The following is a 24815-nucleotide window of genomic DNA, read 5'->3' on the forward strand; positions in this document are numbered from 1 at the left end:
AAAAGATGTCTGAACCCGAAATCAAAATCCTGAAGGGAAACCCCACCGAAGAAGAGCGCGCCGCGCTCTCGACGGTGCTCAAGCAGATGCAAAAGGACCACTCCGGTGCCTTTGGGGATCGCAACCACTGGGGCAGGCCCGGCGAGCGCTTCGACCACTACGGCGCGCAGCGCGTCTTTAATCCCTCTGCCTTCCACACCGTGCGGTATTACTAATGCGCCTCATTTTGGCCTCGCAGTCCCCCTCGCGCGCCGCCATCCTGCGCGCGGCCGGGGTGGAACCGGTGCTCGAGCCCGCCGATATTGACGAGCGCTCCCTAGAAGCCCAGTTGGCAGGGCACTCGCCTGCCGATACCGTGGCAAAGCTTGCCACCGCCAAGGCCGAAAAGGTCGCCTCCCAGTACCCCGACGAGCCGGTTATTGGCGGCGATTCCATGCTGCTATTGGATGGCCAACTGCAGGGCAAGCCGCACACTGTCGAAGCCACCATCGGGCGTTGGCACCAACAGGCTGGGCGCACCGCGCAGCTGCTTACCGGCCATTGCCTGATTTTTGGCACGCAACGCCACGTGGAAACCTCTACCACGACCATCCGGTTCGCAGAGGCTTCTGCCACCGATATCGAGGCCTACGCTCGCAGCGGCGAGCCCTTGGAGTGCGCGGGCGCGTTTACCTTGGAGGCCATGGGCGGCTGGTTTATCGATAGCATCGACGGCGATCCCTCTTCTGTTATCGGGCTGTCCCTGCCGGTGGTGCGCCGCGCGCTTTACTCTTTTGGGCTTAACGTTTCTGATTTCTGGTAGGCCCGCACGAGCATCGCTAGAGTGTGTCTTATGGAAATGAAAGACATGCTTGCTCCAGAACCTATTAAGTTACCCGCCGATCCCGGCACCAAGGACGCGGCCGCACCTGCGGCCGGCATCGTAGACCACCCGGATTCCCCGTTGCTGTGGGCCATGCTCGCGGAGCAGGAGCTCGACAAGCTAGAGGGCGCGGATCCCAACGAATACATCACCGCTTATGCCTACGCCCGCACCGGCTACCACCGCAGCTTAGACCGCCTGCGCGGCAATGGCTGGAAGGGATGGGGCCCGGTCCCCTTCTCCCACGAGCCCAACCAGGGTGTCCTGCGCGCCATTGCAGCCCTTGGACGTGCCGCCAAGGCCATCGGCGAGGACGATGAATACGACCGCATTCGCCAGATGCTTTCCGATGCCGACCCCGATAGCGTCTCTCAGCTGCTCGATTAAGTATGTTTGCTAGAAATATATCCCGCTGCTTAAGTTCCAAGGCCGCAATAACGCTCCTCGCTGCGGCGCTGCCGCTTAGCTTGGCGGCGTGCGGCTCGGATGACCAGGAATCTAATTCAGCTTCGTCCCAATCCGAATTTTCTACCCACAGCCCAGAAGCCTCGGGGCAGACCCACACGGTAACCGAAACGCCCACTAAAGAAGCCCCGGAACAACCCAACGATAATAAGGGCAAGGATTCTTCCACCGATTCCGAATGCGCGGATCTACCAAACGATCCACGCGACGCTTATGCATCTGGCACCGCGCCCGGGCGCATGCCCTCTGATAGAGGTGATGACTTCAACTTTTGGATCGCGGATATCGACAACTCCTACGATCCCTGTGCGCCCATCAGTTGGATTACTTTCAACGGTGAGGTGGGGGACAAAAATGGCCCCAACAATAACGCAGCATCGGTCGGCCATGCACTGGCCCTATACGTCCATGGAGAGCCCGTGAATGAAGTCACCATGTTTGACTCGGTTGATAAGGTCAGCCGCGTCTCAGACGATGCAGTCGACTTCACGTGGGGAGAGCGCTCAATTACTACGTCCGCGGGGATCACCGCGCATCACACAGTGCGCCTCCAGGTTGATGGTGACTCGGTGGAACCAGTCTCTGGCGATATTGACCTTTTCAATAAGGCTTTGAATGAGCACATGACGTTCATGCTCGGTTCTTATGGCTAGGCCATAGGAGTTGCCGTCTTCCATTCGTCTTCGCACACCACATAAAAATGACCCCGCGGATTGCCGCGGGGTCATTATCTATAGGAGTTTCAGGCACAATTCATAGTGCCCAGTCTTTATCCTAAGACTCCTTGTCCAATAGGTCTCCGGTGTTTTGCGCTGTGCGCACGTTTGCCACTAACGCTTCCAAGGCGAGCCTTGTGATCACCATCCCAGCATAAAAAACCACAGTAGCTAGCAGGACGAGGACGATGAATCCGATAAAGCTGAGGAGAACGTATCCAAACTCGCCCTCCGAAATTCCATCTATACCGACGATGGTCCCTAGAATAAATGCCACTAGAACGTGGAGAGCCCACCAAACTCCGCCCAGCACCATAGCGTCGACATAGATCGCCTTCACATGGGTCAGAGTCATGAAATCTTTAAATTCAAATTCCCAAAGCCCACCTAAGAGGCCTTTTTTATTCCCCAGGCCCTTCATAGCTGCACCGAATCCACGCTTGTTCTGTCCAGCTGCTCGCCCATAGCTTTGAGGGGCCTCAGTGCCCTGAGGGGGTTGACCAAAATTTGGGTGAGAACCTGCCTCCGGGTTGTACCCGCCTGCAGCCGATGCCTCCTGTGATTGTTGTCCCGTGCCCCACCCGGCGTCTGGCCCAGCATCATTAGCAGGCCGGCGGTTGTTTTCTGCCGAGTTTGCGGACGAGGGCTCCGAATCAGTAGCAGATTTATGGTCCTGCGATGCGGATTCTGCATCTGCTGCGGACGATTGGGAAGCCTGGGGGCTGGACTTATCCGAACCAGCATCTACAGGCTGATCGCCGCCTGGAGTTGAAGCTGCATTCTCAGCAGACGTACTAGGTTCTTTGGCCTCCTGCGCACGAGGCTCCTGTCCACCATTTTTCTGCGCCTGATCGTTCTGTGGTTTAGGAACGGCGGACTCAGGAGTTTCAGTGTTCTGACGGGGTTGTTCCGAAAAATCACGGGGTGTAAAGCTTTGAGGGGCGTCAGAGTTGCGGTCGTTTTCAGCCATTATCTGGTCCTTTTAGTTGTAGTCAGGGTAGGTAGGAAAGTGTCCCACGACACTAATTCGCGGGGCCACTAAGCAGGTTACAGCGTCAACCCAAAATTTATCCATCTCTGACGCGGCTCACCCCTTCGCAACGTCGCGGCCCCTACCGAGTCAATTCATTCCACGCACGTTATGTATGGAAAACCACTTTCACTATTCCAATGTGATAAATCGAGAAAATTCGAGTTAAAGTAGTGGGAGCGAAAAAATAGGTTTATTAGAAAGGTAGGCGGGCAGTGGCAGACGTAGACCCCTATCCCCCATTCCAGCAATATGCGCACCCAGAGCGGCTTGTTTCCGCTCCGTGGCTGTCCGCGCGCCTAGGCATTAAAGGGTTACGCGTTATCGAGGTCGATGAAGACTCTCTTTTGTACGATATCGGGCACATTCCCACGGCGACGCGGATCAATTTCCGCACCGAGCTAATAAGCTCGCTCACGCGCGACTTTATCAACGGTGAGGAATTTACCCGCTTGATGCGGGAAAAGGGCATCCACGAAGACGATACCGTTGTCCTGTACGGCGATAAGTCCAATTGGTGGGCGGCCTACGCACTATGGGTATTTACCCTCTTTGGCCACAAAGACGTCCGCCTCCTCGATGGCGGACGCGATGCGTGGATGTCAGAAGAGCGCGATACCTCCTTCATGGTCCCAGAATTCCTCGAATCCAACTATCCAGAGGTAACCCGGGACGACTCCCTCCTGCGTGCCTTTGTCGCAGACGTACGCGAGGCAACCGGTTCCCTAGTTGATACCCGCCCGCCGGAAGAATTCGCAGGTGAAGCGACGGAGTTCGACCCGAATGGAAACTCGCCTTATGGCACCACCATGTGCCACGGGCACATTCCGGGTGCGATCAACTTGGAATGGGATCGCGCAACCTACCCCAACTCCTGTTTCCGCAACGTTGATGACCTGAAGGTCAACTACGGCATGCTGGAGCCTGATACCCACACCATTTTGTATTCCCACCTAGGAGCGCAGGCCGCGTTCACTTGGTTCGTGCTCACTTACCTTTTGGGCTTTAAAAAGGCACAGGTCTACGATGGGTCATGGTCTGAGTGGGGCAACATGGTCAATATGCCGATTGAAAAGTAGATTTTCGTTCGGCCAATAATTACCCACATCGCAGCGATGTGGGTTTATTTTTGTTTAAACGTAACAATCATTGCCAAACGGACGACTTTATACTTTGGTGTGCAACAATAGATCCCGTAGTAAACGAAGTGTATTCAGGAGGTTACTGCCGTGGCAGTAGAAACCAAGAAGATCTCCAAGGTTCTCGTAGCGAACCGAGGTGAGATCGCCGTACGCGTTATTCGTGCTGCTCGCGATGCCGGGATCTCCTCCGTCGCCGTTTATGCCGAGCCGGACGCGCAGGCACCCTTCGTCACGCTGGCCGATGAAGCTTTTGCCCTTGGTGGTTCTACCTCTGCTGATTCTTATCTTGTCTTTGACAAGATTCTGGACGCTGCCGCAAAGTCCGGCGCGGATGCCATCCACCCCGGCTACGGTTTCTTGTCCGAAAATGCAGATTTTGCTCAGGCCGTTATCGATGCCGGCCTGACCTGGATTGGCCCGCCTCCCCAATCCATCCGCGCTTTGGGCGATAAGGTCACCGCCCGCCACATCGCCGAGCGTGCCGAAGCCCCCATGGCCCCTGGTACCAAGGATCCGGTGGCCAACGCGGATGAGGTCAAGGCCTTCGCGGATGAGCACGGCTTGCCTGTGGCCATCAAGGCGGCGTTTGGTGGCGGCGGCCGCGGCATGAAGGTGGCGCACACCGCCGAAGAGATTCCGGAGCTTTTTGAATCCGCGACCCGCGAGGCCACCACCGCCTTTGGCCGCGGCGAATGCTTTGTCGAGCGCTACCTCGATAAGGCCCGCCACGTTGAGGCCCAGGTCTTGGCGGATAAGCACGGCAATGTGGTGGTCGTCGGCACGCGCGATTGCTCCCTGCAGCGCCGCTTCCAAAAGCTCGTAGAGGAAGCTCCGGCGCCTTTCCTGAGCGACGAACAGCGCACCTCCATCCACGAGTCCGCCAAACGCATTTGCCGCGAAGCTGACTACTGCGGTGCCGGCACCGTCGAGTATTTGGTCGGCGCCGATGGCCTGATTTCCTTCCTCGAGGTCAATACCCGCCTGCAGGTGGAGCACCCCGTTTCGGAGGAAACCACCGGGCTGGACCTCGTGCGCGAGCAGTTCCGGATTGCCCAGGGCGAAAAGCTTTCGCTCGGCGAGGACCCGGCACCGCGCGGGCATGCCTTTGAGTTCCGCATCAACGGCGAAGATGCTGCGGCCGGCTTCATGCCCGCCCCGGGGACCATCGTCAAGTACTCCGAGCCCGCTGGGCCGGGCGTGCGCGTGGACTCGGGCGTCGTCGAGGGCTCCGTCATCGGCGGGCAATTCGACTCCATGCTGGCCAAGCTCATTGTCTGGGGCCCGGACCGCGAAACCGCCCTGCGTCGCTCCGCCCGAGCCCTGGCTGAATACCAGGTCGAAGGCCTGCCCACCGTGCTGCCCTTTGACAGGGCCATCGTTGCCGATCCCGCCTTTACCGCGGAAAACGGTTCCTTCGATGTCTACACCAAGTGGATCGAGGAGGCCTGGGATAACCAGCTGCCGCCGCATGAAGATTCCACCGATGCGGAAGCCGGCTCGCCGGAGGCCTCCCAGGTCCACACCGTGGAAATCGACGGCCGCCGCATCGAGGTGGCATTGCCCGCCACCTTTGGCATTACCGGCGCGCGCAAGCGGAAAAAGCGCAAGGGTGCAGGCTCCAAGGCCGCGGTGTCCGGCGATGCCGTCACCGCACCGATGCAGGGCACGGTCATCAAGGTCAATGTGGAAGAGGGCCAAGAGGTAGAAGAAGGCGATATCGTCATGGTCCTTGAGGCCATGAAGATGGAAAATCCGGTCAAGGCCCACAAATCCGGCACCGTGACCGGCCTGGCGGTCGAGGCTGGCACGTCCACCACCAAGGGCGCGCAGCTGCTGGAAATTAAGTAACCGTGCCAGCTAACCTGGAAGAATGACTGATTCTTCTCTTGGTGTTCGCTTGGCCAAGGAAGAGGACCGCGACTACCTTGCGGGCCTCTTCCCCTCCCATATCGCGGACTGGTCCCCCATCGTCGATGGCGGCGTCATCGCCTTGCCCCTTGCCGCCAACGAGAACCCAACCATAGAGCCCGTGGGGGCCGCGCTCCTGCGCTACTACCCCGCCGCCACCAAGGGCCCAGCCTTCCTTGGGGATCCAGGCGCTGACCCGCTTGACGATGCCACCTGGCTCACCCCCTTCGATCCCGAGGACATCCCAGAACTCATCGTCGCCACGAACGGCACCGACGCCACCAGCGACGAGGCTTCCCGCGCCCACGACCTGCTGGTTGCCAACGCTACAGACCTTGCGGCCGAGCAAACCGCCCCCGGCATCGCGTCCGCCACGCCACTACCGGGCTTCGAGGAGCTCACCCAGGGTAAATTCTTCCGCCGCTTCTAATCTGGCACCTATCTCCTGCAGGCGTCCAAAACCTGCAGGAGATAGATTTCGACGAAGGTCTTGTGTTCTGCACCACAGTTGCTACTGTTGAGGGCTATGAAGATTTCCGCCTAGTACGACGTCCCTTGCACACTCGTTCTTTAAAGGTGGACTCTTCATGCCGATTTCTTTTCCCAACTCAGCCTGTCGTGGCCAGACGGCACACCCTGCTTTTCCCAGCTTTCCGGAACGATCCCTGACTCGGCTACTGGGATGATCGGCGATAATGGCTCCGGAAAATCGACCCTTGCTAAGGTCCTTTCCCACCAAATCGCACCGTCCTCGGGCACATTCACGGCGCCAGAGGTCACCTACGTGGACCAAGATCTTGGCTTGCGTGATTCCTTAACCATCGCCGAAGTATTCGGCGCGGCGGAAAAGATTGCCGCGCTCCACGCACTAGAAGCGGGAAATTACTCCGAGGAACTGCTGAAAACCATTGGCAACGACTGGGATATCGAAGACAGGATTCACGCCTGCCTTCATAACGCAGGCGTTCCCTACCCGCTAGATCGCACCATCGGTACGCTGTCTGGAGGCGAAGCGGTCACCATCGCATTAAACGCCGCGTTTTTGATCACCCAGACTTTGTCATCCTCGATGAGCCGACCAATAACCTGGACGCAGCAGGAAAATCCAAGGTCACCGAGCTTATTTCCAGCTCTTCTACGCCCATTCTTGTCATCTCCCATGACCTAGACCTGTTCTCCCATGTCGAGCACATCGCAGAACTCTACGCGGGAAGTTTGCGGTTATTTTCCGGAAATTATCACGCCTACCGGGAGTCCATAGAAACCGAACAGCGCGCTGCCGAAGCAGAAACGCGCGAGGCTAAGGCCGAACACCGCAAGCAAGTGCGCGAGCGCGAGGCGATGCAGATGCGCATATCCAGGGACAATCGCCGCGCCAAATCCTTCTCGCACAACCACCGAAAGCCTGGAATGGCGATGGGAAATGACAAGAACCGCGCCCAAAATACCGCAGCTAAGCGGTCGGCTCAGGCATCGGGTTCGGTGAGGGAAGCATTTGCTGCCTATCAAGCTGCGCAAAACAAGATCCGCCCGGACGAACACGTCCACCCCGACCTTCCAGAAACGCAGCTACCCAATGGCACCCGGGTGCTCACCAGCAGCATCGTGGATATAACCGGCCCTGAGCATGTACGCCTTACGGGACCTAATGGCAGCGGGAAAACCACGTTCCTTAATGACGTTGCGCGGGGCGCCGTTGAGTACAGCGTGGAGTGCGGATATTTGCGGCAGAAAATCACCTTATCGGAAGATCGCACAATCTTAGAGATGGTCACAGAGGCCAACCCCACTGCTCCCCACAACTCATCCGCGACCAATTGGCGCAGCTGTTATTTCGCGATGACCAGGTGCACCGCCGCACCGGCCAGCTATCCGGCGGCGAACGCTTCCGCGCGGAATTTGCCCGAGTGCTTTTGGCCGAGCCCAGCCCTCAATTCCTCTTGCTTGATGAGCCCACCAATAATTTGGACATCACCACCATAAAGTGGCTCGTGCAGATCCTCGAGTCCTACGAGGGGGCATACTTGCTGGTCAGCCACGATGACGGTTTCTGCAAAGAGCTCAGCCTCACTTCGCAGGTGCATATCTAGGCCCCAGTCTCCGCTTTGTATTACCTCTACTAATACAGACTGTGCTACTATTAGTTACACAAAACTTATTGGAAGGAGGTAGCTCATGCTCATCACGCTCAACCCTGACGCGGATGCGCCGGTCTTCCAGCAGATTCACGATGAAATCGTGCTGGCCATCGCCCGCGGGCAGCTTTTCGACGGCGACAAGCTCGATCCCGTGCGCCAGGTCGCCGCGGATATTGGCATCAACCCGGCCACCGTAAAGCACGCCTATGACTTGCTCGTTGCTGATGGCCTCGTCGAAACCGCGGGTCGCTCCGGATCGATCGTCCGGCCCGGCGCGCACACCGCGGCGCAAGAACAGCAGGTTCGGCAACACCTGCGCCGCGTGGCAACCCTCGCCCGCGCCCAGGGGTTTTCCCCCGAGGAGCTCCACAGCTATCTCGATTCCACGCTGAAGGAGCTCGCATGATTCTTACCGTCCTGATGGCCGCGACCACACTGGTCATAACGTGGATAATGACCACAATCCCGGCGCTTGCGGCGCCAGGCGCCCCGCTCGGCGTTCGCGTTCCCCAAAGCCACCTTTCTGATCCCGTTGTGGTCGGTGCTATTTCTGGATTTAAGACTCGGACGTGGTTTGTGGGCATCGCAGCGACGGTTATATCACTGTTCTACGTCAACCACTCGTGGGTGGCGGCCCTGTCTTCCCTGCTGGTCATTATCGGCAGTACGTGGGCTTACCTCTCCCAGCGCCGCTATATCATCGCGGCCAAGAAGGACGGCGGCTGGTTCGACGGGGTAGAAACCGCGGTCAGCGCCCAGGTAGCGAGGCGAGAAGCCGACGCCATACAGGATATTGATGTGCCGGCGCCGTCTTTCCCCTGGCTGACCATGTTGGGTTCCTTGCTGGTCATCATCGCCGGTGCACTCATCGTCGCCGCCCATTGGTCCGATATCCCCGATCCCGTGCCAGTGCACTGGGATGGATCTTTGGAGCCGGATAGCTGGAGCGACAAGTCCATCGGCAGCGTCTTTTTCGTCACGTTTATCGCGCTGGGAATGTGGTTGCTTTTCGCCGGCATCTGCTGGCTTATCCAACGCACCGCGGTTCGTCCACGCTCGGAGCGCTCCATCAAGGCGCGGCTCCGGAACCAAGCAAACCTTGCAGCCTCCAACGAAGCGATGGGCATCCTGCTGCTTCTCATGCCCCTCGGGCTATCGTTTATACAGGTCACCGGCCCGGTACCGAGCTATCAGGACCTGGCTGGCTTTTCCTTTATCACCATGGTGGTGATGACCATTAGCGGCACCATAGCCATCGTGGCAATGATACTGCGCGCCCAATCGCAGCTCGAGGATCAGCTGCGCGGGGTGAAACTTCCGAATGGAGACAAAGAATCCCCCAATAATGATGAGCATTATAAGTGGGGGATCCTGTATTACAACCCCGATGACCCAGCGGTCCTGGTGGACAAGCGCCTAGGCGTCGGAGTGTCCTTCAACTACGCCACGTGGCAGGCGAAGGTCTTCCTCGCCGTCATGGCGCTCATCATCATCGGGTCGATTGCGCTTCCCTTCATCCTGATTTAGCTAATGCGGTCCAGGATGATCTGGCGCTCCTTATCCAGCGGGGCATCCGTAATCTTAAAGCCCTGCTGCAAAGTCTCGAGGGAGCGCTCGAAGCGCTCTGGGGTCTCCGTGTGCAGGGTGAAAAGCTTCTGCCCCTTGGTTACCTTCTCACCCTTGACCGCGTGCAATTCGATGCCCGCGGTCGCCTGTACCGGGTCTTCCTTCCGCGCGCGGCCCGCGCCTAGGCGCCAGGAGCTCACGCCGACGGACAGGGCATCAAGCTCGGTGAGGTAGCCATCGGATTCAGCGATGACATCGTGGGTATGCGTAGCCACGGGAAGCTTGGCGTCTGGGTCCCCTCCCTGCGCCTTAATCATTTGCTTCCACTTATCCATGGCGCGGCCATCCTTGAGCGCCTTTTCCACGTCGGCATTGTGCACGCCGGCCGCTTCCAGCATCTCGCGCGCAAGGGCTAGGGTCAGCTCGACGACATCGCTTGGCCCGCCGCCGGCCAGAACCTCGACGGATTCCTCAACCTCGAGCGCATTGCCCACCTTTCGGCCCAATGGGGTGGACATATCCGTGAGCAGTGCAGTGGTGTCCGTGCCGGCGTCATTGCCCAAGTCCACCATGGTCTGCGCCAGCTCGCGGGCCAAGGTCTCGTCCTTCATAAAGGCGCCAGAGCCCACCTTGACGTCGAGGACCAACGACGAGGTACCTTCAGCAATCTTCTTCGACATGATGGACGAAGCGATAAGCGGAATAGCCTCAACGGTGGAGGTGATATCGCGCAGGGCATAGATCTTCTTATCCGCGGGCGCGAGGCCAGAGCCTGCCGCGCAGATTATGCAACCGGGATCCTCCAGGATTTCCATCAATCGTTCATTGGAAATATCCGCCTGCCAGCCCGGGATGGCTTCCAGCTTGTCCAGGGTGCCACCTGTGTGGCCCAAACCGCGACCAGAAAGCTGCGGGACCGCGACGCCAAAGGCGGCAACGAGGGGCGCGAGCGGCAGCGTAATCTTATCGCCAACGCCACCGGTGGAGTGCTTGTCCGCAGTCTTCTTGGACAGGGAATCAAAGCTCATCGTCTCACCGGAGGCAATCATCGCCTTGGTCCACTGCGAGATTTCCTCGCGGTTCATGCCGTTGAGGAAGATCGCCATGTTGAGTGCGGCCATCTGCTCATCGCCCACGACCCCACGCGTATAGGCATCGATAACCCAGTCGATTTCCTCCGGGCTAAACACCCCCTTGTCGCGCTTGGTACGAATAACATCTACCGCATCGAATTTCTCTGCCATGACGACTCCTCCTGTAATGATTTGAAGACCGAAACATACAAGCACATAATGTGATTCACCACACTATATTTAGTGGTTGTACACTCCACCACGCCCAATTATTATTCCCTATAGAACAGATGTCAATAAGTATTTTTCTTTTTGTTCTAATAGAGAATTAACGCAATCTCTCTTCACCCGTAGAAAGAAAGTCCATACCGCAATGAACGCCACCCCGGATTCGCCTCCCACCGATGCCGAATTGCTCAGCCTCGCAGAAGAAGCAGCCCACCACGCCTGGGCGCCTTATTCCTCTTTCCCAGTCGGTGCGGCTTTGCTGCTTGCCGATGGCCGCATTGTCACCGGCTCCAATGTCGAAAACGCCTCCACCCCACTAGGCATTTGCGCCGAGCGCAATGCCGCCGCCCACATGGTCACCACCGCCGACGTGACGGCTACCGATGGCCACTTGCCCAGCATTCCGCAGATTAAAGCGGTCGCTATTATCGGCTTAAAGTCTGCACCTTGCTACCCTTGCGGTGCCTGCCGCCAGGTCTTGCGGGAGTTTAACTGCGAGCGCGTCATCGTTTCCGTCGATGGAAAGCCCCGTAGCCATGACTTTGCCGAGATCCTCCCCCATTCCTTTGGCCCAGAGTCACTCTAATTAAAAAGCCCCTTTAAAGAACGGTCAGAAAATATGGAACGCTTACAAGGATTGCTCGGCATCATTGCCATTCTTGCAGTGATCTACGTCCTGTCGAGCTCGCGTAAAAATATCAAGTGGCGCACCATTGGTGTGGGCCTTGTCCTACAGGTGGTCTTCTGTTTCTTGGTCCTCGCGTGGGATCCTGGATTCAAAGCCCTCAAGGGCGTCGCCAATGGGCTGACTAAGCTCACGGAATTTACCAACGAGGGCACCCAATTCGTCTTCGGTGGCCTCTTCGGTGATGACTTCGTCTTCGCCCTCAACGTGCTGCCCGTCATCATCTTCTTGGGCGCCATCATCGCTGCCCTGTACTACCTCCGGGTTATCCAGTACTTCGTAGAATACGTCGGATCCGCCATCAAGTGGCTCATGGGTACCTCCAAAGTGGAATCGGTCTGGGCCACCACCGTGATCTTCCTCGGGCAATCCGAGGCACCGCTGGTCATTAAGCCCTACCTGCCCAAGCTCACCCGATCCGAGCTTTATACCTGCATGGTCGGCGGCTTTGCCTCCGTGGCCGGATCCACGTTGATCGGCTATTCGCTCTTGGGTGCACCCCTGGAGTACTTGCTCGCCGCATCGCTCATGAATGCGCCGGGTTCCCTGCTCGTCGCCAAGGGCCTCATGCCAGAGACCGAAGAGACGAATCTCGACGCCACCGTTAAAGACGTCCGCGATACCGAATCGAAAAACATCATCGATGCCATCAGTAGCGGCGCCATGGCCGGCGGTAAGATCGCCATCTCGGTTGCCTGCCTGCTCATCGCCTTCATCGCCTCGATCGTGATGCTCTCTTCCATCCTCGGCGGCATCGGCTCCCTCTTCGGCCAGGATAACTGGTCGCTCGAAGGCCTCTTCGGCATCATTTTCACCCCCGTGGCCTGGCTTATCGGTACGCCGTGGAACGAGGCCCTCGAGGTGGGTAACTTCATCGGCCAAAAGACCATCCTCAACGAGTTCGTTGGCTACACCGCTTTTGGTGAAAGCGTCGATGAGCTCAGCGATAAGGCCATCTTGATCTCTTCCTTCGCCCTCGCCGGTTTTGCCAACCTGTCCTCCATCGGTATTCAGATTGGTTCCATCGGCGGCCTCGTCCCTGAGCGCCGCGGTGAGGTGGCCAAGCTTGGCCCGCGCGCACTCTTCGGTGGCTTCCTGACCAATATGCTCAATGCCGCCATCGTCGGCGTCATCGTTGCACCCATGGTTCTCTAACCAGCGCGCCGTACTTAAAGCATAGAAATCCCCTCCCAGCTGGATATTCATCCAAGCCGGGAGGGGATTTACGCGTCCGCGCTAGATGGCGCCGCTATTTGATCACAGCGATGAGATCCCCACCTTCTACCTTGGTGGCCTGGCCAATGGCCACGCGGTCCACCACGCCATCCTTGGTGGCGGAAATGGAGGCTTCCATCTTCATGGCCTCGATGACCGCAACTTGGTCGCCGGCCTTGACCTCGTCGCCTGGCTCTGCCGTGGGGTTGACCACACCGGCGAACGGGGCCGCCACGTGACCGTCGTTGGACGGATCCGCCTTCTCCACCGTGGCCACGGTGGACTCGGCGTTTTCATCGCGCACCTTCATCGGACGGATTTGGCCGTTGACGTTGAGCACGACATTGCGCATGCCCTTCTCATCCGGCTCGCCCACGGCGTCGAGGCGCACCACGATCTGCTTAAGGTTGGAGCGATCGGTGGAATCTTCTGGGAAGAAGTGCACCACCTTCTCTTCACCTTCGGTCAGGCCGTAGAAGAAGGTCGTATCCGTCAGCGCCTCGGTATTGCCATACTTGCGGCGGAACTCGTTGAATTCCTCGAACTGCTTGGGGAAAAGCAGGCGGTTCAGGCTGGCGCGGCGCTCATCCGAGTTATCCGATTCCAGGTGCGGCTGCTCCTCTGCCGGGACATCGTTAATCTGCGCACCGGTTTCGGCGCGACCATCGAGGACCTTATCGCGCAGCTCCGGCCAGCCACCCGGAGGGGTGCCCAGCTGACCGCGCAGGAATTGCTCCACGGAATCCGGGATATCGTACTTCGTCGGGTTGGCCGCGAAGTCTTCCGGAGCAACGCCGGTGCCCACGAGGTGGAGCGCCAAGTCACCCACCACCTTGGAGGACGGGGTGACCTTTGTGGGGCGACCCAGCATCTCGTTGACGGCAGCGTAGTTATCCTCGATGACCTCGAAGCGATCCGCCAAGCCCAATGCGACGGCCTGCGCGCGCAGGTTCGACAGCTGACCACCCGGAATCTCGTGCTTGTACACGCGGCCGGTCGGGCCAGGGATGCCGTTTTCAAACGGAGCGTATAGCTGGCGCACGGCCTCCCAGTACGGCTCCAAGTCCGAGACTGCTTGCAGGTCAATTCCGGTATCGCGCTTGGAGTTGGAGAATGCAGCGATGAGCGCGGAAAGCGAAGGCTGCGACGTGGTGCCGGCCAGCGGCGCCGAGGCGCCATCGACGATATCGGCGCCGGCGCGCGCCGCCGCGAAGTAGGTAGCGATCTGGCCACCGGCGGTATCGTGCGTGTGGACGTGGACCGGCAGGTCGAATTCCTTGCGCAGCGCGGTCACCAGGGTGTGCGCGGCCTCTGGACGCAATAGGCCCGCCATGTCCTTAACGGCCAAGATGTGCGCGCCGGATTCTACGATCTGCTCGGCGAGCTTCAAGTAGTAATCCAAGGTGTAGAGGTCTTCCTTCGGCGAAGAAAGGTCACCGGAATACGCCATGGCCACCTCGGCCACGGTGGTATTCGTCTCGAGCACGGCATCGATGGCCGGGCGCATCTGGGAGACATCGTTAAGCGCATCGAAAATGCGGAAGACATCCACACCGGACTTGGCCGCTTCCTGCACGAAGGCGCGGCAGACCGAATCCGGGTACGGGGTATAACCCACGGTATTGCGCCCGCGCAGGAGCATCTGGATGTTCTGATTCGGCATGGCCTCGCGCAGCAGATCCAGGCGCACCCAAGGATCCTCGTGGAGGAAGCGCATGGCCACGTCATAGGTAGCACCGCCCCACGCCTCCACGGAGAAGAGGTCTGGGGTCAGGCGCGCCACGGCCTCCGCCGCGGACACCAAGGCGGTGCTGCGCACGCGGGTGGCAAGCAGGGACTGGTGGGCATCGCGGAACGTCGTATCCGTGACCATCAAAGGCTCTTGAGCGCGAATCTTTTCCGCGTACTTCTGTGGCCCCAGCTCCAAGAGGTCATCGCGGGAACCGCGCGGGAGCGGTTCTTCCGCATTAAACTTCGGCAGCTTATCAAAGGGGCGCAGCGCGGTCGGCCTATCGCCATTGGGCTTATTCACAGTGACATCCGCGATGTACTCCAAGATACGGCCGGACTCATCTATAGCTGGTGGGGCCTTGAGCAGATCTGGGTGCTCGGTAATGAATCCGGTATCGACGCGGGTATTGACGAAGTCGGACTCATTGAGCAACGCGCGCAGGAAGCCGATATTGGTCGCCACTCCGGACACATGGAACTCATTCAGCGCGCGGCGGGCACGGTGGACGGCCTGCTCGAAAGTGGTGCCGCGGCAGGTCATCTTCACCAACAGGGAGTCGAAGTTGGGCGATACTTCAGCACCCACGGAGGTCGCACCGTCCAGGCGCACACCAGCGCCGCCCGGCGAGCGGTACGCGGTCAACGTACCCGTATCCGGGCGGAAGCCGTTATTTGGGTCTTCGGTAGTAATGCGGCACTGCAGGGCGGAGCCGGTAATGGTGATATTTTCCTGCGACAGGTTGATGTCTTCCAAGGACGCACCTGCGGCGATATTCATCTGCGCCTTGACGATGTCCACACCGGTAACCTCCTCGGTCACGGTGTGCTCCACCTGCACGCGTGGGTTCATCTCAATAAAGACGTGGTTGCCGCGCTCGTCCACGAGGAATTCCACCGTGCCGGCGCCCTCATAGTTAATGTGCTCGCAGAAGTTCACGGCATCCTGGCAGATGCGATCGCGCAGCTCCGGATCCAGCGACGGCGCGGGAGCGATCTCTACGACCTTCTGGTGGCGGCGCTGCACGGAGCAATCGCGTTCAAAGAGGTGAATGACATTGCCCTGGGCATCCGCGAGCACCTGCACCTCAATGTGTTGCGGATTAATCACCGCGGTCTCGAGGTACACACTGCCATCACCAAAGGCCGCCTCGGCCTCGCGCGAGGCTTCTGCCGCCCGTTCGCGCAGCTCAGATTCTGATTCCACGTAGCGCATACCGCGCCCGCCACCACCGGAAACGGCCTTGACAAAGACCGGGAAGCTGAAGTCACCGGCGTCTGCTACCAGCTTATCGATGTCCGTAGTCGGCTTCGAGTCCTGCAGCGTCGGCAACCCCGCTTCCTTCGCGGCATTGACGGCTGCGGATTTATCACCGGTGAGATCTAGCGTGCTCGGGGTGGGGCCAATGAACTTAATGCCATTGTCCTCGCAAGCACGGGCCAAATCGGCGCGCTCGGACAAGAAGCCGTAGCCCGGATAGATCGCATCCGCTTCAGACTTCTTGGCAGCGCGGATGATTTCCTCGATATCGAGGTACGCCTTGACGGGCTGTCCCTCGTCACCAATGCGCACTGCTTCATCCGCAAAGGCGCGGTGGAAAGAGTTGCGATCTTCACGAGGATAGACGGCGACGGTCTTCGCCCCCGTTTCAAAGGCAGCGCGGAAGGCACGCACGGCGATTTCACCGCGGTTGGCTACCAAAATCTTGTCGAACGATGGAAGGGCGGAATTGGCCACTTGGGTGTTCCTTTCAACTTGGAAGACACTGCGTTGCAATGTCCCCACTGGGGTGATCCGTCTCTCAGTTTAGAGATAAAAATAGTTTTTATCATCCCTTTTTTGAACGGAATTTTCTACACTCACCTGCAACTTAAACCCCGCGAAAGCAATTTCTGCCAGTCAACCAGTAATAACAGGCCTAACAATTTTGCAAAGTCTGCAAATTTCATCTGGCAAATTTTTCGCAGCCGGTACCGCAGCCGCAGCTGGATCCGCAGCCGCAGTCGGGGCCGGAGCTGCAGCCGCTACATGCGCATCCTCCTATGCAATACCTGAGGCGAAAATGCAACATCTGAGGGCGCGGGTCGCTCAGTTATACCGTAGAAGGATGCACATATAGCGTAGGAGGATGCGCAAATGCTCCCCACGCAGGCATGGGGAGCATGGACGGCTCACTACCCGGTTACACGGACCGCCCGAACCGCGCGGGAAGCCGAGTGTTTAGAAGGACTTCGGTGGAACGGAGCGCTGGTCTTCGCCGACGTAGGCGGACAGCGGGCGAATCAGCGAGTTGTTTTCGTTTTGTTCCACGATGTGCGCGGTCCAGCCGGTGATGCGGGCCATGACGAAGATCGGGGTGAAGAACTGAATATCGAACCCGAGGATGTGGTAGGCAGGGCCGGCCGGGAAGTCTAGGTTCGGCTTGATCTTGATCGAGGTGTTTTCCTCCATGGTCTTGGCCATGATGTCGTACATCTCGATCCACTTGGTCTGGTCGTGCTGCTCGGCCAGCTCCTTGAAGGCGGCCTCCATAGTGGGAACGCGGGAGTCACCGTTCTTGTACACGCGGTGACCAAAGCCCATGACCAGGTCCTTATTGGCCAGCTTGTTCTTGGTCCACTCCTCTGCCTTGGCAGGATCGTCTACCTCGAGGAAGTTCTTCATGACTGCTTCGTTAGCACCACCGTGCAGTGGTCCCTTGAGCGCACCAATGGCGGCGACGATGGCGGAGTAGGTATCAGACATCGTAGAGGTAACCACGCGTGCCGAGAAGGTGGAGGCATTGAAGGAGTGCTCGGCGTAAAGGATGAGGGACTTATCAAAGGCCTCGATATCGGCGCGGTTTAGCGCAGGGGAGCCTTCTTCGTCGCCGAAGACCATCCACAGGAAGTTTTCAGCAAAGCCCTTCTTGCGGGAAGGCTCAATGTAGCCTTCACCGCGGCGGCGACGGATGTCGAGCGCGATGATGGTGGGGATCTTCGCCATGAGTTCGAGCGCGGTACGGCGGACGTGCTCGGAGTCCCTGGTGTATTCCTCCGCATCCTGAGCGCCAATGAAGGAAATCGCCGTGCGCAGCACGTCCATGGGGTGGCAGCTTTGCGGCATGGACATGATGAGGTCAATGAGATGGCGGTCCAGGTGACGCAATGCCTTTTCACGCGCGGAGAAACGGATGAGGGATTCTTGGCCCGGCAGCTTGCCATTCCACAAGAGGTACGCAACCTCTTCGAAGGAACAGTAGCGGGCGAGTTCTTGCACCGGGTAGCCGCGGTAGGTCAAGGAGTTGGTCTCAGGAACAACCTTGGAAACGGCAGTTTCATCAACGACGACGCCGTAAAGGCCCTTGCGGATTTCTGGGGTTTCGTTTTTCTTATCGGACATGGTCACTGGCTCCTTAGCTTTCAAAAGTGGGTTGATAATTGTCTTTGGAATAGGTGAATACGGACTGGTCGAACTCGTTGTATTCTTGGTAGCGGACCAGCTCGTACAGGCGGGAGCGGTGCTGCATGCGCTCTAACCATTCGGTCTGGATACCGGTTTCCTGCAAGTCGCGCAGGAATTCTTCGGTAGCTCCCATGGCCACGCGGAAGCTGGAGACCGGCCAGATCACAGCGTTGTATCCCAACCCGTCGAGGGTCTTTGCTGATTGCAGCTCGGTTTTGCCAAACTCCGTCATATTCGCCAACAGCGGCGTATCCACGGCGGCGCGGAACTTTTCAAAGTCCGCAGGGGAATACAGCGCCTCGGTGAAAATCAGATCCGCACCGGCTTCGGCATAGGCCTTAGCGCGGTCGATGGCGTCATCGATGCCATTGACACCGGCGGCATCGGTACGCGCGCAGATGATGAAATTAGGATCGCGGCGCTCGTTGACGGCCGCGCTGATGCGGCGGACCATGACCTCCTTGTCCACCACCTCCTTGCCGTCGAGGTGCCCGCAGCGCTTCGGGTTGACCTGGTCTTCCAGGTGGCAGCCGGCCAGCCCGGCATCCTCGAGGGCGGCGACGGTGCGGGCGGCGGACATGGGTTCGCCGAAGCCGGTATCGGCATCGACAAGCACGGGCAAGTCCGTAGCGCGCGCAATCTGCCCGGCGCGCTGGGCCACCTCCGTCAAGGTGGTAAGTCCAATATCGGGTAGGCCCAAATCGTTAGCCAGCACCGCGCCGGATACGTAGACGCCATCGAAGCCGCCGATGTCCTGGATAAGGCGGGCGGTAAGCGGATTAAACGCGCCCGGCAGGGTAGTAATCGATCCGGATTCGATGGATTTGCGGAAATTCGCGCGCTTTTCTGCGTTGGTGATTGTAGAACCAAATAGTCCAGCCATTAGAAGATTCCCTCCGGTTTCTCGGGCGCGGTGGCGAGGTGCTCATCGCTGACCCGCACGTTGAGTTCGGTTAAATCGGTGAGGTTTTCTAGGTCTTGCACGGCGGTGAGGAAGCGCTCTTGCTCGGCCTCGTCGACGACGCCATCGGCAAGCTTTTTGAACTTGGCAATGTACTGCTCGCGGGCGAAGGGGCGGGCGCCCAGCGGGTGGGCGTCAGCTACGGCGCGCTCATCCTCGATGACGGTGCCGTCCTTGAAGGTGATGACGGCCTTGCCGCCGAAGGCTTTTTCCTCAAGGTCGTTGGAGTGATAGCGGCGCGTCCACTCGGGATCCTCGACGGTGGAGATCTTCTGCCAGAGCTCGATGGTCTCCGGGCGGTTGGAGCGCTCAGGGGAATAGGAGGTTTCGTGGTCCCAAACGCCATCCTCTAGCGCGACCGCGAAGATGTACATCACAGAGTGGTCCAGCGTTTCGCGGGAGGCGGATGGATCCATCTTTTGCGGATCGTTCGCTCCGGTACCGATGACGTAGTGGGTGTGGTGGGAGGTGTGCAGCACGATGGACTCGATATCCGCCGTCTTCAGGCCCTTGTCCTCCAGCGTCTTTTTCAGCGCAAAGGCCATATCGATGGGAGCCTGCGCCTGGTATTCCGCGGAGTGTTCCTTGGTGTAGGTATCCAGGATGGCGGTCTTGGCCTCACCGTTTTCTGGCAGGGGCACGGTGTAGGTGCGCTCTGGTGAATGCAGCATCCAGGCGATGAACCCGTCCTCACCCTCCCAGATCGGCGCCGGGGCGCCCTCGCCGCGCATGGTGCGGTCGACGGCCTCGATGGCCATCTTGCCGGCGAAGGCTGGCGCGTAGGCCTTCCACGAAGAAATCAGGCCCTTGCGGGACTGGCGGGTTGCCGTGGTGGTGTGCAGCGCCTGGCCGACGGCCTGGTAAATCGTGTCCCTATCCAGGCCCAACATGGTGCCAAGCCCTGCGGCTACCGATGGCCCCAAGTGCGCCACGTGGTCGATCTTGTGCTCGTGTAGGCACATGCCTTTGACCAGGTTAACCTGGATTTCATAGCCGGTCGCGATGCCGCGGATAAGGTCGCGGCCGCTCAGGCCCTTGTGCTGTGCAGCGGCAAGAAGCGGTGGAATATTGTCGCCGGGGTGGGAATACTCGGCGGCGAGGAAGGTGTCGTGGTAGTCCAACTCGCGGACCGCAGTGCCATTGGCCAGTGCTGCCCACTCCGCGGAATACGTGCCATCGATGCCGAAGATGGTGGATCCGCCCTTGTCCACGGGGTGGGCTTCTGCCATCACCCGCGCGGATGTGACGGGGCCACGGGCAACGGAGGCCATAGCTACGGCGGCGTTGTCGATGATGCGGTTGATGATCATCTCGGTGGTTTCTTCCGGAACCTCTATGGGGTCCGCGGCCACCTCGGCCACCTTGTACGCCAAGTGCTCCTCGTAGGGGAAGTCCTCGGCGGATTTATGAGTGCGTACCTCATGGTTTTTCACTGGTTGCGTCCTCCTTTATCAAGAATGCGTTGCACATCACAGTAAATGCTTGCATGTGGTGCACGCTATAGGTAATGTTTGTGGAAATTAGCGGACTTCTTTTGTGAAATCTGCAAAACTTGTGATTTTCACAGCGCATGGGCCTTAAAGAAAGGACGGGGACGCATGACCAAGCACTACGCGGGGGCACGGATTCACGCTTTGCGCAAGCAGCGCGGACTCACTCAGGTGGCGATGGCTAAGAAACTCGGGTTATCCACGAGCTACCTCAACCAGTTGGAAAACGACCAGCGCCCGCTTACCGTGACCGTGTTAATGCAGCTAGCCCAGCGCTTTACCGTGGATCCCAGCTACTTCGCCGAAGACCGCGATATCCATACGATTACCGAGCTCCGCCATATCTTCCCTGATGCCTCTGAAGAAACGCTTTCGGATCTCGCCTCCCGCTTTCCCGAGTTGATGCCGCGGTTTGTTGATGTTGCTTCCCGCGCGCCCGCTGCGGACCCCTCCCCCTTTGAAGTGGTGCGGGACTTCTTTTATGACGCGCATAACTACATCCACGAGCTCGATGTGCTCGCAGAAGAACTCGCCGGCCAGTTGGGCGATCGCGTCCTGCGCCGGGGCCGGCTCGCCTCCCGCATGCATGAGGATCTGGGGGTTACGGTGCGCTTTTCCCGCCCCGGCCCTCGGCGCAGCTTCGATCCAGACACGCGCGAGCTTTCGCTGCGCGATGGATTATCTGAGGCACAATTGGTCTTTGAAATGGCCCTGCAATACTGCCTGCTGGCCTACGGCGATATCTGTGACAACCTCGTGTCTGAACTGCCCGAAGGCGAATCCCAGGATCTGGCTACCTTGGGCCTTGCGCAGTATTTCGCGGCGGCTGTGACCATGCCCTACCAGCGCTTTCTCACCATGGCAGAGGATACCCGGTACGATATCGACCTGCTGTGTAACTACTTTGGAACCGGGTTTGAAACAACGGCGCAGCGCCTCGCCACGCTCCAGCGCCCAGGGCTTAAGGGCGTGCCGTTTTCCTTCATCCGCACCGACCGTGCGGGCAATATTTCTAAGCGGCAGTCCTCTACCGCCTTTCACTTCGCGCGCTCTGGTGGTTCCTGCCCCCTGTGGGTGGTCCACCGCGCCTTTGAAACCCCGAACCGCATTACCCGCCAGGTAGCCGCCATGCCAGACGGCCATGCTTACCTGTGGATCGGGCGTTTCGTGCAGGGAACGGCCAAGTCGTGGGGTACCCCGCGCAAGGAATTCGCGGTAGGCCTAGGCTGCGATATCGCCCAGGCGGATCGCATCGTCTATGCCGATGCCCTGAACCTGGACATTTCCGCCGCCACCCCGATTGGCCCAGGCTGTACCGCCTGCCCCCGCGAATTCTGTCCACAGCGCGCCCTGCCGGAGGCAGATAGGCCGATCAAAATCGAGCTCAACCGCACTGCAGAGCAGGCCTACTCCACGTTCTAGGAACGAGGTTTACTCCAGGTCATCGTGGGCCACCAAGCGGCGGGCGGCCTCGGTAATGGTGCCGGAAAGCGATGGGTAGACCGCGAAAGAATCGGCCAGCTGGTTCACCGTGAGCTGGTTGGTCACCGCCATCGCAATCGGCAGGATGAGCTCGGAGGCAGTCGGTGCGACGATGACGCCACCAATCACGCGGCCAGAGGTAGCACGGCAGAATAGCTTGACAAAACCGTGCTGCAGCGAGCGCATCTTTGCACGCGGGTTGGTATTCAGCGGCATGGTAATGGCGCGGGCGGCGACCTCACCGGCCTCGATCTCGGCCTGGGTAAAGCCGACCGCGGCGATCTCCGGGCGGGTAAAGACCGCGTTAGCCACGGTCTTCAGGCGCAGCGGCGAGACGCCTTCACCAAGCGCGTGGTACATCGCCACGCGGCCCTGCATTGCGGCCACGGAGGCAAGCGGGAAGAGATCGGAGCAGTCACCGGCGGCGTAGATGCCGGCGATATTCGTGCGCGAGACGCGATCCACCTGGATGTGCCCAGACTTCGCGGTTTCCACGCCCACGTTTTCCAGCTTCAGATCCTTGGTATTCGGGACGGAACCAATGGACATGATGACGTGCGAACCGTGAATCTCGCGCCCGTCCTGCGTGGTCACCACCACGTTGCCGTCCTCGGTGCGGTTAACGGTTTCCACGCGGCAGTTCTTTTCCAGCTCCACGCCGCGCTCGCTCAGCACGGTTTCGAGGACGTCGGCGGCATCGGCATCATCATGCGGCAAGATGCGATCGCGCGAAGCCACCATCGTGACCTTGACGCCCAGCTCGGCAAAGGCGGATACAAACTCGGCACCGGTGACACCGGAGCCAACCACAATGAGGTGCTCCGGCAGCTCGGTGAGGTTATATACCTGCTGCCAGGTCAGGATGCGCTCGCCATCCGGCTGGGCGCCGGGCAAAATGCGTGGGGTGGCACCGGTAGCCACCAAGACGAGGTCCGCATCCAGCGTCTCCTCGTGGCCATCCTCGTTGAAGACCGCGGTGACCTTGTGCCCACCAAACGCATCGGCCTGCTGATCCTCCGGGAAGTGCGCACGGCCATCGATAACGCGGGCACCCAAGGAATCCATGGTATTGCGGATATCACCGGATTGCTTAGCCGCCAAGTCCTGCACGCGCTGGTTCAGCGCGCTGATGGAAAGCTGCGCCTTGCCGATGCCCTCGTTCAGCTCCATGTCATCCGCGCGGCGCAAGTCCGTTTTAATATTGGCGCCGGCGATGAAGGACTTGGAGGGAACACAGTCCAGGACCACGCTATTGCCGCCCATGCCTTGGTCTTCGATGATGGTGATTTCCGCGCCGTACTTGGCGCCAGCCAGCGCTGCCTCGTAGCCCGCCGGGCCACCGCCGATGATGACAATTCGCTTGGTCTGGTTCAACACGCAATTGCTCCTTTATAGGCTCCACTTTTAAAGTCGCCTACGAGTCTAACCCGTAGGTAACCCCAGCGCGTTAGTCCGCCTGCGCATTCTCCCCCATAAATTGCTCGACAACGGCACCGAAAAGCTTAATGCCCACACCAATTGCCCGCTCATCCACGATGAGGTCGCCCATGTGCAGATCGTGCTGTTCCCCCTCCCCGGACCAGCAACCAAGGCGCGCCATGGAACCGGGCACCTTTTCCAAATACCAGGAAAAGTCCTCGCCGCCGGAAGACTGCGGGGCCTGGACCACGGCTTGCGGGTCGATGGACTGTGCGGCAGAAGCGAGCATGGCGGTTGCGACGTCATCGTTAAGCACCGGCGGCACGCCGCGGTTATAGGACAATTCGTACTCTACCCCCACCGGCGCAAGGATCTGATCCACTAACTCCGCGAAGAGTTCCTGCATCTGGCGCCAGATGGTGATATCCGCGGTGCGCATCGTGCCGGTCAGCATGCCGGTTTCCGGGATTGCGTTAGGGGCGTAGCCGGAATTGACCTGGCCAAAGACCAAAACCGTGCCGGTGCGCGGGTCGACGCGGCGCGACAGCAGCGCCGGCAGCTCAGTAATAACCTTGCCCAGCGCATAGACCACGTCCGCGGATAGGTGTGGGCGCGAAGTATGCCCGCCCGGCCCCTTAATCTTGAGTTCCACTACGTCGGTTGCCGAGGTAATGGCCCCAGCGCGGATTCCGATGCGCCCCACGCGCAACTTCGGCTCGGCGTGGATGGCGAAGATGGAATGCACGCCTTCTAACGCGCCCCAAGAAATAACGTCGGTGGCTCCGCCGACCCATACTTCCTCCGCCGGCTGGAAGATGACGCGAATACCCAGCTGCAGCTGATTAACCCGCTGAAAATCCGCCAGCGCGCACGCCAAGCCGAGCGCCACGGTGGTGTGCACGTCGTGGCCGCACGCGTGCATGGTACCGGGCTTCTCGGAGGTAAACTCCAGCCCTGTTACCTCCGTGATGGGCAGCGCATCGATATCGGCGCGGAAGGCCAAGCGGCCAAGCTCCGTGTTTGGGCCGATGTCCACCATCAGGCCGGTGTGCGGGAAGCGCTGCGGCTCAAGCCCGTAATCCGCAAGGATATTCGCGATGTAATTGGTGGTTTCCACCTCTTGGTTCGCCGTTTCCGGATTGCGGTGGATATGGCGCCGCCACGCGATGACCTCCGCACGGTGAGCATCGAACCACTCGCTAATAAACTCCGAGATCACGCGCACGCCTCCCTGTTGCTGGACTATCTCTTGGAAGCAGTCT

The 24815-nt window shown here is 59.3% G+C and carries 22 protein-coding genes; 14 read left to right on the plus strand and 8 right to left on the minus strand.

Annotated elements, in window-relative coordinates:
• Nucleotides 1–5 precede the first annotated feature (5 nt).
• From ABRP84_RS00810 to ABRP84_RS00825, 4 genes are read left to right on the plus strand one after another with little or no spacing between them, the layout of a single operon-like run.
• A complete protein-coding gene (locus ABRP84_RS00810) occupies nt 6–215 on the plus strand; it encodes an acyl-CoA carboxylase subunit epsilon (RefSeq protein WP_349852112.1) in 210 nt (69 codons plus the stop codon).
• The gene (locus tag ABRP84_RS00815) at nt 215–802 is read left to right on the plus strand and encodes a Maf family protein (protein WP_349852114.1); all 588 of its coding nucleotides are present in this window, start codon (nt 215–217) and stop codon (nt 800–802) included. Before ABRP84_RS00810 ends, ABRP84_RS00815 begins: the two co-directional genes overlap by 1 nt.
• 30 nt (nt 803–832) lie before the next feature.
• Nucleotides 833–1249, plus strand: a complete 417-nt coding sequence (locus ABRP84_RS00820) for a DUF3151 domain-containing protein (RefSeq protein WP_349852116.1) — start codon at nt 833–835, stop codon at nt 1247–1249.
• A 2-nt stretch (nt 1250–1251) separates the two neighbouring features.
• A complete protein-coding gene (locus ABRP84_RS00825) occupies nt 1252–1980 on the plus strand; it encodes an LppP/LprE family lipoprotein (RefSeq protein ID WP_349852118.1) in 729 nt (242 codons plus the stop codon).
• 121 nt (nt 1981–2101) lie between these two features.
• On the opposite strand, the gene ABRP84_RS00830 is transcribed toward ABRP84_RS00825, so the two are convergent.
• On the minus strand, nt 2102–3013 hold the full coding sequence (locus ABRP84_RS00830; protein WP_349852120.1) for a DUF4282 domain-containing protein: 912 nt from the start codon (nt 3011–3013) through the stop codon (nt 2102–2104).
• Nucleotides 3014–3288: 275 nt separating this feature from the next.
• On the opposite strand from ABRP84_RS00830, the gene ABRP84_RS00835 reads away from it, so the two are divergent.
• The 7 genes from ABRP84_RS00835 to ABRP84_RS00865 all read left to right on the plus strand — a co-directional run bounded on the left by ABRP84_RS00835 (nt 3289) and on the right by ABRP84_RS00865 (nt 9788).
• Nucleotides 3289–4152: a sulfurtransferase gene (locus ABRP84_RS00835; RefSeq protein WP_349852122.1), complete on the plus strand. Its 864-nt coding sequence runs from the start codon at nt 3289–3291 to the stop codon at nt 4150–4152.
• Nucleotides 4153–4302: 150 nt separating this feature from the next.
• Nucleotides 4303–6063 carry an ATP-binding protein gene (locus ABRP84_RS00840; RefSeq protein WP_349852124.1) on the plus strand — a complete coding sequence of 587 codons (1761 nt, stop codon included), beginning with the start codon at nt 4303–4305 and terminating at the stop codon, nt 6061–6063.
• Nucleotides 6064–6085: 22 nt separating this feature from the next.
• The gene (locus ABRP84_RS00845) at nt 6086–6553 is read left to right on the plus strand and encodes a hypothetical protein (RefSeq protein ID WP_023025418.1); all 468 of its coding nucleotides are present in this window, start codon (nt 6086–6088) and stop codon (nt 6551–6553) included.
• 252 nt (nt 6554–6805) lie between these two features.
• Nucleotides 6806–7291, plus strand: a complete 486-nt coding sequence (locus ABRP84_RS00850; protein WP_349852127.1) for an ATP-binding cassette domain-containing protein — start codon at nt 6806–6808, stop codon at nt 7289–7291.
• Nucleotides 7292–7940: 649 nt separating this feature from the next.
• Nucleotides 7941–8213 (plus strand): ATP-binding cassette domain-containing protein, encoded by a 273-nt coding sequence (locus tag ABRP84_RS00855; RefSeq protein ID WP_349852129.1) that lies wholly within the window; start codon nt 7941–7943, stop codon nt 8211–8213.
• 85 nt (nt 8214–8298) lie between these two features.
• Nucleotides 8299–8667 carry a GntR family transcriptional regulator gene (locus ABRP84_RS00860; protein ID WP_349852131.1) on the plus strand — a complete coding sequence of 123 codons (369 nt, stop codon included), beginning with the start codon at nt 8299–8301 and terminating at the stop codon, nt 8665–8667.
• Complete coding sequence (locus tag ABRP84_RS00865; protein WP_349852133.1) at nt 8664–9788, plus strand: DUF1648 domain-containing protein; 1125 nt, start codon at nt 8664–8666, stop codon at nt 9786–9788. Before ABRP84_RS00860 ends, ABRP84_RS00865 begins: the two co-directional genes overlap by 4 nt.
• Here the strand turns inward: ABRP84_RS00865 and ABRP84_RS00870 are convergent.
• Nucleotides 9785–11071: a thymidine phosphorylase gene (locus ABRP84_RS00870; protein ID WP_349852135.1), complete on the minus strand. Its 1287-nt coding sequence runs from the start codon at nt 11069–11071 to the stop codon at nt 9785–9787. The two genes, ABRP84_RS00865 and ABRP84_RS00870, sit on opposite strands and share 4 nt — an antisense overlap.
• A 202-nt stretch (nt 11072–11273) precedes the next feature.
• Here ABRP84_RS00870 and ABRP84_RS00875 point away from each other — a divergent pair, with 202 nt between their 5' ends.
• Together ABRP84_RS00875 and ABRP84_RS00880 are read left to right on the plus strand one after the other, a co-directional pair.
• On the plus strand, nt 11274–11714 hold the full coding sequence (locus ABRP84_RS00875) for a cytidine deaminase (protein WP_411702948.1): 441 nt from the start codon (nt 11274–11276) through the stop codon (nt 11712–11714).
• Between the two features lie 33 nt (nt 11715–11747).
• Nucleotides 11748–12968 carry a NupC/NupG family nucleoside CNT transporter gene (locus ABRP84_RS00880; protein WP_349852139.1) on the plus strand — a complete coding sequence of 407 codons (1221 nt, stop codon included), beginning with the start codon at nt 11748–11750 and terminating at the stop codon, nt 12966–12968.
• A 94-nt stretch (nt 12969–13062) separates the two neighbouring features.
• Here ABRP84_RS00880 and ABRP84_RS00885 read toward each other — a convergent pair whose 3' ends face one another.
• The 4 genes from ABRP84_RS00885 to prpD form a co-directional block, all read right to left on the minus strand.
• Nucleotides 13063–16494 (minus strand): pyruvate carboxylase, encoded by a 3432-nt coding sequence (locus ABRP84_RS00885; RefSeq protein WP_349852141.1) that lies wholly within the window; start codon nt 16492–16494, stop codon nt 13063–13065.
• 483 nt (nt 16495–16977) lie between these two features.
• A complete protein-coding gene (locus ABRP84_RS00890; protein ID WP_349852143.1) occupies nt 16978–18138 on the minus strand; it encodes a bifunctional 2-methylcitrate synthase/citrate synthase in 1161 nt (386 codons plus the stop codon).
• Between the two features lie 13 nt (nt 18139–18151).
• Nucleotides 18152–19084 carry a methylisocitrate lyase gene (prpB, locus tag ABRP84_RS00895; protein WP_349852144.1) on the minus strand — a complete coding sequence of 311 codons (933 nt, stop codon included), beginning with the start codon at nt 19082–19084 and terminating at the stop codon, nt 18152–18154.
• Nucleotides 19084–20595, minus strand: a complete 1512-nt coding sequence (prpD, locus tag ABRP84_RS00900; RefSeq protein ID WP_349852146.1) for a 2-methylcitrate dehydratase PrpD — start codon at nt 20593–20595, stop codon at nt 19084–19086. Before prpD ends, prpB begins: the two co-directional genes overlap by 1 nt.
• A gap of 165 nt (nt 20596–20760) precedes the next feature.
• On the opposite strand from prpD, the gene ABRP84_RS00905 reads away from it, so the two are divergent.
• Complete coding sequence (locus ABRP84_RS00905) at nt 20761–22074, plus strand: short-chain fatty acyl-CoA regulator family protein (protein ID WP_023025387.1); 1314 nt, start codon at nt 20761–20763, stop codon at nt 22072–22074.
• Nucleotides 22075–22083: 9 nt separating this feature from the next.
• Here ABRP84_RS00905 and ABRP84_RS00910 read toward each other — a convergent pair whose 3' ends face one another.
• Both ABRP84_RS00910 and ABRP84_RS00915 read right to left on the minus strand, forming a co-directional pair.
• Nucleotides 22084–23511: an NAD(P)H-quinone dehydrogenase gene (locus tag ABRP84_RS00910; protein WP_349852148.1), complete on the minus strand. Its 1428-nt coding sequence runs from the start codon at nt 23509–23511 to the stop codon at nt 22084–22086.
• Nucleotides 23512–23581: 70 nt separating this feature from the next.
• Complete coding sequence (locus tag ABRP84_RS00915; protein WP_349852338.1) at nt 23582–24772, minus strand: M20 family metallopeptidase; 1191 nt, start codon at nt 24770–24772, stop codon at nt 23582–23584.
• Nucleotides 24773–24815 lie beyond the last annotated feature (43 nt).

The organism is Corynebacterium sp. KPL2861 (assembly GCF_040225475.1).
Taxonomy (GTDB): domain Bacteria; phylum Actinomycetota; class Actinomycetes; order Mycobacteriales; family Mycobacteriaceae; genus Corynebacterium.

Excerpts from the sequence above, each read along its gene's own strand:
- ABRP84_RS00810 (WP_349852112.1), top strand. The coding sequence starts at position 6 with ATGTCTGAACCCGAAATCAAAATCCTGAAGGGAAACCCCACCGAAGAA.
- ABRP84_RS00815 (WP_349852114.1), top strand. The coding sequence starts at position 215 with ATGCGCCTCATTTTGGCCTCGCAGTCCCCCTCGCGCGCCGCCATCCTG.
- ABRP84_RS00820 (WP_349852116.1), top strand. The coding sequence starts at position 833 with ATGGAAATGAAAGACATGCTTGCTCCAGAACCTATTAAGTTACCCGCC.
- ABRP84_RS00825 (WP_349852118.1), top strand. The coding sequence starts at position 1,252 with ATGTTTGCTAGAAATATATCCCGCTGCTTAAGTTCCAAGGCCGCAATA.
- ABRP84_RS00830 (WP_349852120.1), bottom strand. The coding sequence starts at position 3,013 with ATGGCTGAAAACGACCGCAACTCTGACGCCCCTCAAAGCTTTACACCC.
- ABRP84_RS00845 (WP_023025418.1), top strand. The coding sequence starts at position 6,086 with ATGACTGATTCTTCTCTTGGTGTTCGCTTGGCCAAGGAAGAGGACCGC.
- ABRP84_RS00850 (WP_349852127.1), top strand. The coding sequence starts at position 6,806 with ATGATCGGCGATAATGGCTCCGGAAAATCGACCCTTGCTAAGGTCCTT.
- ABRP84_RS00860 (WP_349852131.1), top strand. The coding sequence starts at position 8,299 with ATGCTCATCACGCTCAACCCTGACGCGGATGCGCCGGTCTTCCAGCAG.
- ABRP84_RS00865 (WP_349852133.1), top strand. The coding sequence starts at position 8,664 with ATGATTCTTACCGTCCTGATGGCCGCGACCACACTGGTCATAACGTGG.
- ABRP84_RS00870 (WP_349852135.1), bottom strand. The coding sequence starts at position 11,071 with ATGGCAGAGAAATTCGATGCGGTAGATGTTATTCGTACCAAGCGCGAC.
- ABRP84_RS00875 (WP_411702948.1), top strand. The coding sequence starts at position 11,274 with ATGAACGCCACCCCGGATTCGCCTCCCACCGATGCCGAATTGCTCAGC.
- ABRP84_RS00880 (WP_349852139.1), top strand. The coding sequence starts at position 11,748 with ATGGAACGCTTACAAGGATTGCTCGGCATCATTGCCATTCTTGCAGTG.
- ABRP84_RS00890 (WP_349852143.1), bottom strand. The coding sequence starts at position 18,138 with ATGTCCGATAAGAAAAACGAAACCCCAGAAATCCGCAAGGGCCTTTAC.
- prpB (WP_349852144.1), bottom strand. The coding sequence starts at position 19,084 with ATGGCTGGACTATTTGGTTCTACAATCACCAACGCAGAAAAGCGCGCG.
- ABRP84_RS00905 (WP_023025387.1), top strand. The coding sequence starts at position 20,761 with ATGACCAAGCACTACGCGGGGGCACGGATTCACGCTTTGCGCAAGCAG.